The organism is Rectinema subterraneum (genome assembly GCA_009768935.1).
Lineage (GTDB): Bacteria > Spirochaetota > Spirochaetia > Treponematales > Rectinemataceae > Rectinema > Rectinema subterraneum.
In genome coordinates this window covers 12,749-26,158 of record WESA01000006.1, presented here as the reverse complement: position 1 = coordinate 26,158, position 13,410 = coordinate 12,749, and the positions used below count along the sequence as shown (strand labels likewise).

At 49.5% G+C, this 13,410-nt stretch carries 11 protein-coding genes and 1 tRNA gene; 8 read left to right on the top strand and 4 right to left on the bottom strand.

Features of this window, described 5'->3' with window-relative positions:
* Positions 1–35 precede the first annotated feature (35 nt).
* The 8 genes from ispE to GAP13_RS03075 all read left to right on the top strand — a co-directional run bounded on the left by ispE (position 36) and on the right by GAP13_RS03075 (position 9,433).
* Positions 36–1,049, top strand: coding sequence for a 4-(cytidine 5'-diphospho)-2-C-methyl-D-erythritol kinase (gene ispE / locus GAP13_RS03110; protein ID WP_158906094.1), 1,014 nt, complete (start codon positions 36–38; stop codon positions 1,047–1,049).
* On the top strand, positions 1,036–1,320 hold the full coding sequence (gene spoVG / locus GAP13_RS03105) for a septation regulator SpoVG (protein ID WP_158906092.1): 285 nt from the start codon (positions 1,036–1,038) through the stop codon (positions 1,318–1,320). The genes ispE and spoVG overlap by 14 nt, the downstream gene beginning before the upstream one ends.
* Before the next feature lie 49 nt (positions 1,321–1,369).
* Positions 1,370–1,441, top strand: a tRNA-Gln gene (locus tag GAP13_RS03100).
* Positions 1,442–1,472: 31 nt separating this feature from the next.
* Complete coding sequence (locus tag GAP13_RS03095; RefSeq protein ID WP_158906090.1) at positions 1,473–2,126, top strand: 50S ribosomal protein L25; 654 nt, start codon at positions 1,473–1,475, stop codon at positions 2,124–2,126.
* 97 nt (positions 2,127–2,223) lie between these two features.
* The gene (tilS, locus tag GAP13_RS03090; RefSeq protein WP_158906088.1) at positions 2,224–3,723 is read left to right on the top strand and encodes a tRNA lysidine(34) synthetase TilS; all 1,500 of its coding nucleotides are present in this window, start codon (positions 2,224–2,226) and stop codon (positions 3,721–3,723) included.
* Positions 3,704–5,584, top strand: a complete 1,881-nt coding sequence (gene ftsH, locus GAP13_RS03085) for an ATP-dependent zinc metalloprotease FtsH (RefSeq protein WP_158906086.1) — start codon at positions 3,704–3,706, stop codon at positions 5,582–5,584. Before tilS ends, ftsH begins: the two co-directional genes overlap by 20 nt.
* An 8-nt stretch (positions 5,585–5,592) precedes the next feature.
* Positions 5,593–7,506 carry a S1C family serine protease gene (locus GAP13_RS03080; protein ID WP_158906084.1) on the top strand — a complete coding sequence of 638 codons (1,914 nt, stop codon included), beginning with the start codon at positions 5,593–5,595 and terminating at the stop codon, positions 7,504–7,506.
* Between the two features lie 34 nt (positions 7,507–7,540).
* A complete protein-coding gene (locus GAP13_RS03075; protein ID WP_158906082.1) occupies positions 7,541–9,433 on the top strand; it encodes an ATP-binding protein in 1,893 nt (630 codons plus the stop codon).
* Here GAP13_RS03075 and GAP13_RS03070 read toward each other — a convergent pair.
* Genes GAP13_RS03070 through GAP13_RS03055 form a run of 4 tightly spaced genes read right to left on the bottom strand, consistent with a single transcriptional unit; the run spans position 9,430 to position 13,402 of the window.
* On the bottom strand, positions 9,430–10,176 hold the full coding sequence (locus GAP13_RS03070) for an ABC transporter ATP-binding protein (RefSeq protein ID WP_158906080.1): 747 nt from the start codon (positions 10,174–10,176) through the stop codon (positions 9,430–9,432). The genes GAP13_RS03075 and GAP13_RS03070 overlap by 4 nt on opposite strands.
* 31 nt (positions 10,177–10,207) lie before the next feature.
* Positions 10,208–11,008: an ABC transporter permease gene (locus GAP13_RS03065; protein ID WP_158906078.1), complete on the bottom strand. Its 801-nt coding sequence runs from the start codon at positions 11,006–11,008 to the stop codon at positions 10,208–10,210.
* On the bottom strand, positions 10,992–11,960 hold the full coding sequence (locus GAP13_RS03060; protein WP_158906076.1) for an ABC transporter substrate-binding protein: 969 nt from the start codon (positions 11,958–11,960) through the stop codon (positions 10,992–10,994). Before GAP13_RS03060 ends, GAP13_RS03065 begins: the two co-directional genes overlap by 17 nt.
* Positions 11,957–13,402 carry an NFACT RNA binding domain-containing protein gene (locus GAP13_RS03055; protein ID WP_158906074.1) on the bottom strand — a complete coding sequence of 482 codons (1,446 nt, stop codon included), beginning with the start codon at positions 13,400–13,402 and terminating at the stop codon, positions 11,957–11,959. The genes GAP13_RS03060 and GAP13_RS03055 overlap by 4 nt, the downstream gene beginning before the upstream one ends.
* Positions 13,403–13,410: the final 8 nt, after the last annotated feature.

The following is a 13,410-nucleotide window of genomic DNA, read 5'->3' as shown; positions in this document are numbered from 1 at the left end:
TGACCAAAAATCCTTTTGCGTATACAGTATGGCTGATGGAAGAAACAAACATCACTGCATTTGCCAAGATAAATATAGGACTCAAAATATTCGATCGCCGGAAATCTGGGTATCATGACATCGAAAGCCTGTTCCAGAATGTCGATATAGCCGACTCTCTGCGGATTCGTCCGAACAATGTTGGCAAGATCGTGATAGAAGGCGATATTGGCTGCGCTCCTGAGCAGTCGACTATTTACCATGCTGCAAAGCACTTTTGCATGGAATTTGAAGATAAGAGCCCAATTACAGGAGTCACAATCAAAGTCGAGAAAGGCATTCCTTCAGGCGCTGGATTGGGTGGAGCCGGTGCAGATGCTGCAGCAACCTTATTTGGAATGAACGAACTCTTCGAGAAAAGGCTTTCAAGGGCTGAACTTGCCAGAATTGGCTCGCACGTTGCCAGCGATGTGGCATTCTTTCTCTATGGGGGCGCTGCGATCGTAAGAGGGCGGGGAGAATATGTCTTTCCGATTGAACCGAGAACAGATTTTGGCTTGGTAATCCTGCAGCCGACCTGGGCTTCTTCAACACCAGCGGCTTATGCGGCGTTGGACAATTACCGAGCCATACGAGGAATTGAACACGCTTGCACTTCAGAAGATGCAGCTGGATATTCAATCAATCTGCCAAATGAGCAATTGGAAAAGATCTATCGCTCACCCATTCAAAAATGGGGATTCGAAAACGATTTCCTGCCTGTTCTCGCCGAAAAGAAAAAGCAATATTCAGAAATGCTGTCGCTCCTGCAAGAAGCAGGAGCGGCTTATGTAAATCTGACAGGGTCAGGCTCATGCGTATTTGGTGTTTTCGACAACGCTGAAGCAGCACAAAAAGCCTCATGCACATGCTCTTCCTTGCTTTTTGGCGAAGGGGATAGGGCGCAAAGCTTCGCTGCACACATAATTGCCGCAAAACCGCTTGCGCGAAGCATGATTGTAAGTTATATTCAAGACTGCAACGAAGATACAAGGTCAGACAAGGAGCGCCCTTGCTATGGAAGTTACTGACATCCGTATCCGGAAAGTAAGCTCTGAAGGTAAGCTCAAAGCGTACGTCACTGTAACCTTTGATGAATGTTTTGTCGTGCATAATGTCAAGATTATCGAAGGCAAGAGTGGCATGTTCATCGCGATGCCCAGCAGAAGGACAAAAACTGGGGAATACAAAGACATCGCGCACCCGATTTGTCCGGATTTCAGGTCGAAACTGCAAGAAAAAATCCTTGCAGCCTATAATTCGGACAAGGCAAACGATACAACAGTACCTGAGTTTGACTGACCTTCACATTTTTTGAATTTCCGCATATAGTAAAGCTTATTCTTTCCATTGGGACGTAGGCAAGCGGTAAGCCTCCGGATTTTGGTTCCGGCATGCGCAGGTTCGAATCCTGCCGTCCCAGGAAAAGGCAAATATCTGAAGGAGTGGGAGAAATGGAGCATATCGAGTTAAAAGTATCTCCGAGAGGTAAGCTTACCAAAGGAGAACTTAACAAGGCACGCAAAGAAGGAAAAGTGCCTGCACAATTGTATGGAAAAGAAATCTCGCCTGTATCGATTTTTATCGACCGGGAGGAATTTGGAAGCGCTGCCAGACGCATTACCGAGAGCATGATAATCGACTTGAATCTTGAAGGAAAGAAATATCCCTCGCTGATGAAAGAGATTCAGAAAGCGAATATTTCAGGCGATTTGCTGCATATTGATTTCAACCTGATAGAGCGCGGCCACAAGATACACGTAAAAGTGCCGCTTCATCTGACCGGCTCTGCGAAAGGCGTTCGAGAGGGCGGCATTCTTGAACATGCCATCCATGATATTGAAGTTGAATGCGATCCTGACATGCTGCCGGAAAAAATCGAAGTGGATATTACGGACCTGGAAGCGAACCATGCGCTTCATCTTCGCGATATTGCAATTCCGGAAGGCGTCAAAGTGCTTACCAATCCGGAAACCGTTATCGCGATTATCAAATTTGCTCGTGCTGAAGTCGAGAAGGTCGAGGCTCCTGAGGCTGCCGAAGCAGAAGCGGCGGCAGCAGCAGCCCAGCCTGCGGCTGAAGGTGCGGCCGAAACCGCTGAAAAGTAATTCGCTCGCCAGAATCGAAGCAAGAAGTAGTCCAGTTATCCAGTCGGCCGGCTGGGAACTGGACTATTTATTTTATTCTGGAATACATATTGCATGAATGCGGGGTGAGGCAGTGGACAGACTTGAGCTTCGCATGCGCCGAATTTTGCTGGCCCTTGGTATAAAACCAGAGACGCCTCTGGCCCTTGCTTTTTCCGGGGGACTTGATTCTGTGGTCTTGCTCAATCTCCTCGTCAGGTGCGGGCTTCGAAATATCCGCGCTGTGCATGTGTGCCACAATATCCGTCCAGCGGATGAGCTGGCAAGGGAAAAAGTGCTGATAAAAGAGACATGCATGAAGATGCATGTAAATCTCACGATAGTGAATGTAAAAGAGGGGGCAATCGATCAATATGCCTCGAAAGCTCGGTGCGGTATCGAAGCGGCAGCCCGGCATTTCAGGTATCGCGCGCTTGTCCGCAGCGCGCAGCGGTTTGGTATCCGCACTGTTGCAACGGCGCACCATGCTGATGATCAGGTTGAAACATTTCTTTTGGGGATGGTTCGCGGAGGCAGCTTGAGGGCTCTTTCGGGCATCGAGCCTGTAAGAATGCTGTCGGCATCGCAAGGGATATATATTATTCGTCCTCTATTGAGCTTCGAAAGAGTTGAGCTTTTTCAGTATGCCATGCGGAAGGGAATCGTCTGGTCCGAAGATTCGACCAATGCTGATACTGCTTTTATGCGCAATAAAATCCGCCACGTTTTGATTCCGCTGCTGAATGCAGAATTTCCGTCCTGGAAAACGTCTGTTCTGTCGTATGTCGAGCAGATACGAGAGGAGCACGAGTTTGTGGAGAGATCGGCACAGAAGATATTGCATCGGCTTCTGGCGCAAGTGGAAGGCGAAGAACTGCTTGACATTGAATTACTGAAGAAAGAGAGGAGATTGATGCGCCTTGCAGTTATAAAGCTTTATCTTGCCCGCCTGGGAGGGGGAATTGCTGCAAGCCGCGAAGCGGTCGAGGAACTTGACCAGGCTATATCGAGCAATAAAAAGCGGATTGAGGCAGGCGGATTCGAATTCGATCTCGCCGAAGGCTTTCTGAAGTTCTGCGGCAAGACAAGGGGCTCTTCTGCTCAAGCGGTCCGGGCAATTTCGCCTCTACTTGATTCATATGAAAAAGACCAGTATTTTCTCATGGTACCTGCAGCTGGCACATATCGGTGCGGACCTTATATCATCCAGATCTCTGAGTATGAGCATGGGTCAACATTGCATGATACGCCGCCAGCGACTGCGAATAGCTTGGTATGCGCTTTTTTCCCATTTATTTTGAGGAACAGAAGGGCAGGCGATACCGTTCTCGGCCCAGCAGGCCAGAAGGCGGTCGATACATACCTGAAAGAGATCAAGATTGCAGCAAGGCTGCGACATGCAGTCCCTGTCATAGAAGATAAGGATGGAATTGCAGCGGTTATTCCATCTGCTTTTGGCAATGCTGCTTCTGCCAGGCCGCTTCTCAGAGATCCGGCGCTGTGCCAAAACAAAAAAATGAAGTATATTTTGCTTTCAATGAAAGGAGATTCGACAATCAATGTCAGATCAAAACGATAACAGCAACGACAAACGGCCAGAACTGCCGCCCGCAGTCAAGGGAAACCGAGCCGCGCTTGCGGTATTTTTCTCTTTAATTGTGCTTTTTGGCGTGTATCTGTTTTTTGGGCAGAAGGAAAATTCAAGAGAAATCCCATATTCCTCATTTTTATCATACCTCGACCTTGGAGAGGTCAAGTCTGTCAGGATTATCGATCAACGTGACATAGACGGCTATCTGATAGGCAAAAATGGCGCTGAAATGTCATTCACAACAAAAATACCGTACTTCGATTCCGAACTTATGGCTCGTCTTCAGAATAAAGGAGTGAGTGTCACAGGCGCTGTCAGCGGAACAAGTCCATTCCAGATTCTCTTCGAACTCACGCCCTGGATTTTCGGTTTCATCCTGATTTGGATAATGATGCGCCAAATGCAGGGAAATAACAAAGCGTTCAGCTTTGGAAAGAGCAAAGCAAAGCTCTATAATGATTCAGAAAAAAGAGTCACCTTTGATGATGTTGCGGGCCAGAAAGAAGCCAAATATGAACTCATGGAAGTTATCGATTATTTGAAGAACCCGAAAAAATTCGTCAAAATGGGAGCGAAAATTCCCAAAGGTGTATTGCTTGTCGGAATGCCGGGGACAGGCAAAACGCTCATCGCAAAAGCTACCGCAGGCGAAGCGAATGTGCCTTTCTTTCACATGTCTGGGTCTGATTTTGTCGAGATGTTTGTAGGTGTTGGTGCCAGCAGGGTTCGGGATCTTTTCGAGCAGGGCCGGAAACATGCACCATGTATCATTTTTATAGATGAGCTGGATGCTGTTGGGCGCACGAGGGGTTCTGGCCTTGGCGGCGGACACGATGAGCGGGAACAGACGCTCAATCAGATGCTGGTTGAAATGGATGGTTTCGATACGAAAGACGGGGTTATTGTGCTCGCGGCGACGAACCGCCCCGACGTGCTCGATCCAGCTCTGCTGCGTCCGGGGCGTTTTGATCGGCAGGTGGTTGTGGCGATGCCTGATGTGCAGGAGCGGAAAGATATTCTCAAAATCCACATGAGCAAAATTCCTGTTGCCGAAAATGTCGATGTCGAAAGGCTTGCAAGAGCCACGCCTGGAACTTCCGGTGCGGATCTGGCCAATATGGTAAACGAGGCTGCGCTCTTTGCAATACGGAAGAGCAAAGATATCGTCGAAATGGAAGATTTCGAGGATGCGAGAGACAAGATACTCATGGGCGTCGCTCGCAAAAGCCTTGTGATTGCGGATGAAGAAAAGCGCTCAACGGCAATTCACGAATCGGGACATGCGCTTCTTCATTATTTTCTTCCGAATTCAGATCCTCTCCATAAAGTAACGATTGTGCCAAGAGGACGGGCGCTCGGGCTGGCCCTTTCGCTGCCAGAAAAAGACACCTATTCGCGCACCTATGGGTGGCTGTACGATCGCATCGTCATCTCCTACGGCGGATATGCAGCCGAGAAAATCGTATATGGAGAAACAACGACCGGAGCTGCCCAGGATATCAAACAAGCGACAGAAATTGCGCGAAAAATGGTGCGCGAATGGGGAATGTCCGACGCAATTGGTCCTGTTTCTCTCGGCGATGAAGAAGAACCAATTTTCCTGGGCAGAGAAATTGCTCAACACAAAGATTACTCCGAAGAAACCGCTCGCAAAATCGACGCAGCAATTCAAAGTCTTTTAAGCTCAGCACTCGAAAAAGCCATGAGCATTCTCACCCGGGAAAAAGATCGCCTGCTGGCGCTAGCAGACAGGCTCATGCAGATAGAGACTCTTGAAGATAGCGATGTCCGAACGCTCCTCGGATTGCAGGATGGCAAATTTGTGGAAGAAGGAGCAGTGAAGTGCTGAGGGCGTGAATGAAAAGGGAAAAACGTTTTATCATTTCACTAATCCCTGTTCTAGTTCTTGCATTTCTTTTTCAAAGCTGCCTTACCGCAGATGAAGCAAGCATTGCACCACCAGAACCATCTGAGGCAATGGCAGGCAATATCGAGCAGCTTGCAGCGAACGATCCTGAAGCTTCAATCGCGATGCTATCGGATCTGTTCGAAAAACAAAGAGAAAAAGGCGAGCCGCTAGAAAATAGCATTATAGGCGGGAAGGCTGTCGAGCTTTTCGGAAAATCCGCCAGCACTATGCTGGGGTTGTTCAGAAAAGCGCTGCAGGAAGGGGATATTGTGACTGCAAAGCGGCTGTCCTTTTCCGCGCACACCATCTCCCGATATGCTTCTTTGTACGAATCCCTTAAGAATGTTCTCCCTGCGGATTTTTCCGCAATGGGAGAGCCCGCTGTCCGCCTCCAGCTTATATTCCTGGAAGCAGAAGCGAAATTCAAAAAAAACGGCTATGTTGCCGGCAAAGCGGTGCTCGCAGCAGCGCTTTCGGCTGAACCTTCACTTTTGTCAATCCGAGATGTGCCCAGTGCTATCAGCAAAGAAATAGATTCAGCTCAAGAGCCGGCTCTTTTTTTCTTGTCCTGGGCAGAACGGGCAAAAGCAAATAATGATATTGAAGCTGCGGCGTGGTTTGGCGCCATGGCTGGACAAATCAAATTCGAGGCAGTCTCTCCGCAGGGTGAGAAGGAAGATTGGATCGCCAGCGCTGTTTCCGGCGTCGTTACTGTGTATGTCGATAGAGGATTCAAGATTCAAGGCGGCTACAGCGTTCCTGATAGGGTTCTGGGGACAGGGTTTCAGATTGCGCCCGGGCTCTATCTGACAAACCATCATGTAGTGCAGAGTGAAGTCGACCCGAGCTATAAGGGATATTCGCGCCTGAGCATTCGTCCGTCAGACAATCCCCAGGCCAGAGTGCCGGCCAAAGTCATAGGATGGGACGAAGAGATGGACCTTGCTTTGCTTCAATCAGAAGAAAAATTGCAGAGTGTCATCTATATTCCATCTTCCATGAAGTTCCAGGCGGGAGACCGCGTCTTTGCGGTTGGTTCTCCAATAGGCCTGGAGAACAGCGTTACCGCTGGGGTCGTCAGCTCGCTGAGCAGGAAAATCATTTCATACGGCGAAGCAGCGCAAATAGATGTCCCGGTTAATCAAGGGAATTCAGGCAGTCCGCTTTTTTTGGCCAATGGCCTGCTGGTCGGAATGGTTTTTGCTGGTTTGCCTTCGTTCCAGAACATAAATTTCGCATTGCCGGTACAATGGATTGTATCTTCACTTCCTGCGCTGTTCAGCGGCACATCGGTTGTGCATCCAAGACTGGGAATAGTGCTTGGCAAGGGGAGCGGGCAGAATCCGGTTGTGCTTTCCGATCTCGACAAGGTTTCCAGAGCGTTTCGAGCCGGCGATGTGCTGAAAGAGATCAATGGAGTGCCAGCCAAAGATATTGCATCCATCCAGCTGCAGCTTGCAGCGGTGCCTCCGGATGCTCTCTGCATGGTCGAGGCTCAGCGTGACTTCCAGCCAGTTAGAAGGCTGCGCCGAATCCAGAACACGGGCGGCGCTTCGCTCATTCCTGCGTGGGATACTATCAAGCGCACCTATATCTTGGAAGGCATTCTCGGCGCCCGGCTTGAACAGCTCGAGGATTCCAGCAAAGTTGGAGGGCTCTATTCTGTAAGTTGGGTATGTCCTGCTGAAGCAGCGGATGAGACTGGTATAGCCGAAAATGATACGATCAACATACACAAAATCCAGCTCGACCGCAAGAACAAGGTTTTTATACTGGAATTTTCCGCGAAGTCACGGTTGAGCGGCTATTTTGAACGCACCATTCGCCTTGAACTGCCAGCCGAGAGTGCTGCTATCATCTAAAAAGATGTACAATAAATAGCAAGAGGCAATGCCAATGCCAAAAATTGCAGTATTGGAAGCGGATGCGGTGATCGCCCTGGACATCGCAAAAAGCATCGAACAAGCAAACCTGGCGAGTGTTGATGTATTCGAATCCTTTGGCGCACTCGAACCTGAGCTGACAGAACAGCATTTCAATCTGCTCGTAATAGACATTGACGATAACCGCGAGGAAGATATTCAGACTGCTACGAGAGTGTACCGCGATTTTGGAATTCATTGCATTGTCATAAGTGACCATATCGCCTCTGCGTCGCTTGTGAAGCTTCGTGAAGCCGAACCCCTTGGGATGCTTGTAAAACCATTTTCCTCGCGCGAACTCATTGCAAATGTCGAAACAGGGTTGTACCGCGTCTCAATGGAACAGAAGCTCCGAGACAGCGAGCGCAGGTACAGAAACCTTTTTGCATATAGCCTTTCGGCCCGATGCATTTCTGCTTTCGACGGTGCGATTCTTGAAAGAAATAATGCATTCGAGACGCAATTTGGCTTGCCTCAAAAAATCAGAAACATACAAGAGCTTTTTACGGAAGAAAGCATATGGAACCGTGTTCTCGACAGCCTTGAGAAAGGGCAGGTGCTGCAGGAAGAGCTTCGGACCAGAGATTCAGGGGAAGGCGCCCGAGATGTGCTGTCCAGCTTTTCATATTTTCAGGATGAGCAGAACGAGACGCGCGTTCTCTGTGAATTCATTGACATCACTGAGTCGAAAAGACTCAGAGATGAACTGTTCCAGTCCCAGAAGCTCGAAGCGATCGGACGCCTGGCCGGAGGCGTTGCACACGATCTCAACAATTTCCTGACTTCGATGATTGGCTCCCTTGAGATGATTAAACTCGATGCAGGCACAAGCAAAGAGATTTCCGAAGATATAGCAGGAATGGAGCATGTCATCCAGAAAACATCCGCATTGACGCGCCAGCTGCTGGGATTTTCTAGGCGAAAATCCTTTTCTCCGGCTGTGCTGGATCTACGGGAAGTCCTGAGCGATTCGCACAAAATGCTCAAGCGCCTTATTCCAGAGAAGATTTACATATCGCTCAGCCTGCCGGATTCGCCCTGCCCGGTAATTGCGGATGCTGGGCACATCGAGCAGATACTGCTCAATCTTGTGGTCAATGCGAGGGATGCGCTCGAAACAGCTGATAATCCGCATATTTCTATTTTGCTTAGCCATACTGCTGTCAAAAGAGAAAAAGCCGGCAAGAGCCTTGTTCCTGAAGGCAATTATGCGCTCATCGAAGTAAAGGACAATGGGATCGGCATAGAACCAGCAGTCATGGAGAAGATCTTTGAGCCATTTTTTACTACGAAAGGCGAAGGGAAGGGTACTGGCCTTGGCCTTTCGATAGTCAGCTCTCTCGTAGACCTGAATGGCGGATATATAGGCGCCGAAAGTACGCCCAGTGCTGGTACTACATTCAGGATATGGCTGCCTCTTGCCAAAGGCTCTCAGACAAGTGAAGTCTCCGAAGCAAGCAGCGTGCTCCCAACAGAGAACATCTATAATCATTATGCGTCGGAGCTCAAGGGCAAAAGAATACTGATCGTAGATGACGATGAATCCGTACTCGCGACATGTAAGCGAACTCTCGAAAGAGCTGGCTGCCTTACAGAAACCTGCGTAAATGCGGGCGAAGCGCTACTCCTGCTCGAGCATCATACATTCGACTTGCTTCTTGTCGATATAGTCCTGCCTGGCGTCTATGGAACTGAGCTTTGGCAGAGGCTGAAAAAAGGCAATTCCGTTGTTTCATGCCTATATATGACGGGCTATGAGCCCCATTCCCTGGGAGTGGAAACAGAAGAGCCAATTCTTTTAAAGCCATTTGCTCCAGCAGCCCTCATCGAAGCGTGTGCAAAGGCAATAAAAAGAGGCCGTGCTTAATTCGCCGGCATATTCGCATCCTGATCGAGTGTACTGAAGCCCAGAAGGCTATAAAGCTGCTGTTCATATGCTGCAAGCTCATTGGAGCCGAACAGCCGCGCTTCATGAGGGGTGTTTATTTGCAATATACCCCTGACACGTGCCGGCCGCTGGCTGAGCACGACGACCTGATCGGCAAGAAAAAGAGCATCATGTATGTCATGCGTTACGATGACAGCAGTAGGACGCTCGTCTTTCCATAATTTCAGAAAGGCTTGCATGAGCTCGATTTTCTGTTTGAGATCCACTGCCGAAAAAGCTTCATCAAGAAGCAGAATATCAGAAGGAAATGCGAAGGCCCTGGCAAGCGAGAGGCGTTTCTGCATACCTCCCGAGAGCTGGTGCGGCCGAAAATGCCTGAATTCGGTCAGCCCTGCTTCTTCAAGAAAGCGGGAAATGCGCTGTTCGATTGTATTTGTGTCCTGCAGGGATGCCATTGCATAGCGCATATTGTCTTCAGCGCTGAGCCATGCCAAAAGCCTTGGCTCCTGGAAACAATAGGAAAATCGCTTGTCTTCAAGACCGGCCATAGCTCCCGCATCAGCCGCTAAAATGCCCGATAGTATGTTCAGAAGGGTAGTTTTTCCGCATCCGCTGGGGCCGAGAATGGCGGTAATCGATGATGCCTGCATTTCGAAACTGACGCTGTCCAGCACCAGAAGGTCGCCAAAGCGTTTTCGAAGATTTTGGATGGCCATGCTCATATGCTCATCGCCCTTCTTAATTGCTTTGATCTCATATGCTGCTCTGCCTGCTCACTTGAGGAGCGACGGAGAGATAGACTAGATTTGCCCGTGCCGAGAGCAATCCGAACAAATATTCGCTCAGACCGCAGAGCAGAATAGTCACCAAAGCCCATGCAAAAACATCAGCAGTCTCCAGCATAAGACGCGATTCCTGCATGGCTGACCCCAGAGCCATGCGCGGCTGGCTCAAAACCTCTCCGGCAACAACGACTTTCCAGCATAAGCCGAGTGCATTTTTTGCTCCTGAAAGGATATAGGGGAGAGCGGAAGGAACCCTGAGCCGCCATAGCATAACCCGCTTTGGCACATGAAAAAGCCTGCTCATCTGCAGAAGATTCTGGTCGACTGATCGAATACCAGCTTCCGCCGATGTGTGCATAACCGGAAATGCCATAAGAACGGCACTGAATACAGGTACCTGCGAAGAAGGAAACCAGAACATGGCAAGAAGGATAAGGGCAAGAACCGGCGTCGCCCGAACTCCTGTTATAAAAGGGCTCAAAAAAGCTTTTGCGGGCTGGCTGATGCCTGAAATAAAGCCGCTTAAAAGCCCGATGGCAATGCTGATTATAAACGATTCCAGCACGCGGGCCAAAGATCCAGAGACAGCGGACCAAAATTTTGCGGTAGTAGAAAGATTTGCAAGTGCCTTAAGCACGATTGGCGGCCCTGGCAGGATCAGCTCGCTTTTCACAATGGAAGAAGCTGCCTGCCATGCCACAAGGAAACATGCAATGCCCAGAAGCCGCCAGGCGAGCGGCGTCCAGGATGGCCTAGCGGATGATTGCATAGAAAGCACTATCAGGCAGTTTTCCACCGACCGAAGCAGGCTCGAATTGCAAAAATACAGAAAGAAGCGTTTCTATGGAATGGCGGGCAGCGGGAGCTTCTATAAATACAAAATTGGAGAGTGGAATGGCACTTGCAGCTACTTGCGCGCTTACTCCAAGGTCAAGAGATTCTGCCAATTTGCCTGTGCCTGACGGGTCTTCCTTGGCTTTCCGCAGCGAGGCACGATAGGAATCCAGAAGTATTCTGGCCTTTTCCGGATTCGATTCGACAAGCTCTTTTCTGGCAACGAAGAGCGACATCGGGTAATCCTCTTGATTTGTGCGCAATTGCCATTCATGCTTCAAATCCACAGCGGCCCTGATGCTTGCGTTCTTAAGAATTGCCTGCGACGCGAATGGCTCAGGCAGAACGGCATACCGTATTTTGCCAGCTGCAAGCCCTGCTGCGATTTCCGGATACGCGAGATTGTAAACAGGAGTATAATCTGAGCCTGCATTCAATCCATACGCGGCGCATAGGTACTGAAACAGGAAATCAGGCGTGGCTTTTTGTCCCGCGATGTAGATTGTCTTGCCTTTCACATCGGCGAGCGACGCGAGATCCGGGTCGGTAGTGAGGAATTTGACCATGCCATTGCCAACAACAGCCAGAGCCCGAATGGGTGCTCCCGCGTTGAAAAGCTTGGCTGCGATATTGACAGGAAGGACGCCAGCATCGATTTCCCCGTTAAGGAGCTTGGCAACGACCATATCAGCGCTGGCAACTGTGATAAATCCGAATTCATCCGGGCTTGTCTTGAGCAGCTCCGACATCATCCATGCGCTGCTCAGCCCCGAAGGGCCTTTGAGCACAGAAACAACAACTTTACTTTTTTGCTGCGCAATTGCAGGAGCTGTACATGCAAAGGCAAGAACAAGCAAAACACAGAAAACTGATCCGGCACGTTTCATTGCTCTATCTCCTCCCCTGAAAGGCTCTCATCAAGAATATCTTTGATCTGCGCTTCAGTGAATGAAATATATATATTTTTTTCGAGATATGGAATGACCAGACCGACAGGGCCGTCTTTTGCCCTCCTGAGATTTTTGACATAGGTCGTGTGTACATCGCCGCCGAGATTTTTGCGCGCCTTGGAATAATAGATTGCAAGCCGCGCGGCGGTCTGGATGACTTCAGGAGGAAAGGATTTATTTTTAATAGCCCTTATAAAGACATAGGAACCAGAATAATCCCTTGCATGAAGCCACAAGTCCGAGCCTCGGGCGATGTGCCGCAATATTTCGTCATTCTCCTTGCCCGATTTGCCTATCAGAATCGTCCAGCCTTTGTATTCAATGTGTTGGCAAGGGAAGCGCATTTTTTCTTTGGTGCGGGCCGCTCCTCCTTTTCGGAGCGCTTGCGCGATGACAATTGGATCGGGTTCTGCTTCGAGTTTGGAAAGCCATGTTTTCAGCTGGCTCATCGAAGTTCGGCATCGCTCCAATTCCGCGGCGATATCATCGATGCCGGTTTTCGCCTTATGATATTTTTCGTAGTAGCGCGCTGCGTTCTGTGCTGGAGTTGCGGATGGTTCGATCTCTATGAGAATTTCTCTGTTTTCGTAGAAATCGAGGGCACGGGCGAAGGTCTTTGTTCCTTGCATTTCAATAGCGTAGCCGCCGATAAGAATATCTCCGATCTGGCGGAATCGTTCCGCTTGTTGGTATTCATTTTGCTTGGCGCTCAATGCGGACAGCCGGTTTTCAAGCGAAGAATACTTGCGGCTGAATATTTCCCGCACTTGCGCGATGAGCGCATCCCGGGAAAGCTGGCCTGTATGCTCGGAATAGAAATGTTCTATTCGCTGCCAGAATGGTCCCGGGCCTTGCAGATCTCGGATCGTGTAAGGCTTTGCGCTCTGGCTGGCGGCATCTCTTGGGGCAGGCAATGCAAACGCGGCGCCCGATATTTCCTGCCGCGAAGGAAGGCGGCGGAGTGCATCAATGATAATGCCTTCTTCAGAAACGAGAAGCACATTTCCTGCGCCGCTCCAGAGTCTGGCGTAAAGAAAAAGTTTGGCAGGGCTGCCTTTTTCATCGGCTTTGGTGATTTCGATCTTGATTATCCGGTCTTTGGAAATTTGCTCAGCATGAATGATTGTACCGCCCTTGATTCTCGATCTGAGACACTCCATAAAGCGCAATGGGCGCTCGTTTTTTGCCGGCGGCGCGGTGAGTGGATGGATTCTGCACGCATTGTGAGCGATGCTGATCAGATAGAACAGCCTGTTGCCTCTGCCATAGAGCTCCAGGACAATGGCATCATAGGAAGGCTGGAAAATATTCTGTATCTTCATGCCTTCGAGCGGCTCTTCGGAGAGGATGAGTTCGATTTCCTCGCAATTAAGCGACATCAGTTCCG

What these genes read in the sequence shown, in the direction of transcription:
- ispE (WP_158906094.1), top strand. Translation starts at nt 36, where the DNA reads ATGGAAGAAACAAACATCACTGCATTTGCCAAGATAAATATAGGACTC.
- spoVG (WP_158906092.1), top strand. Translation starts at nt 1,036, where the DNA reads ATGGAAGTTACTGACATCCGTATCCGGAAAGTAAGCTCTGAAGGTAAG.
- GAP13_RS03095 (WP_158906090.1), top strand. Translation starts at nt 1,473, where the DNA reads ATGGAGCATATCGAGTTAAAAGTATCTCCGAGAGGTAAGCTTACCAAA.
- tilS (WP_158906088.1), top strand. Translation starts at nt 2,224, where the DNA reads ATGCGGGGTGAGGCAGTGGACAGACTTGAGCTTCGCATGCGCCGAATT.
- ftsH (WP_158906086.1), top strand. Translation starts at nt 3,704, where the DNA reads ATGTCAGATCAAAACGATAACAGCAACGACAAACGGCCAGAACTGCCG.
- GAP13_RS03080 (WP_158906084.1), top strand. Translation starts at nt 5,593, where the DNA reads ATGAAAAGGGAAAAACGTTTTATCATTTCACTAATCCCTGTTCTAGTT.
- GAP13_RS03075 (WP_158906082.1), top strand. Translation starts at nt 7,541, where the DNA reads ATGCCAAAAATTGCAGTATTGGAAGCGGATGCGGTGATCGCCCTGGAC.
- GAP13_RS03070 (WP_158906080.1), bottom strand. Translation starts at nt 10,176, where the DNA reads ATGAGCATGGCCATCCAAAATCTTCGAAAACGCTTTGGCGACCTTCTG.
- GAP13_RS03065 (WP_158906078.1), bottom strand. Translation starts at nt 11,008, where the DNA reads ATGCAATCATCCGCTAGGCCATCCTGGACGCCGCTCGCCTGGCGGCTT.
- GAP13_RS03060 (WP_158906076.1), bottom strand. Translation starts at nt 11,960, where the DNA reads ATGAAACGTGCCGGATCAGTTTTCTGTGTTTTGCTTGTTCTTGCCTTT.
- GAP13_RS03055 (WP_158906074.1), bottom strand. Translation starts at nt 13,402, where the DNA reads ATGTCGCTTAATTGCGAGGAAATCGAACTCATCCTCTCCGAAGAGCCG.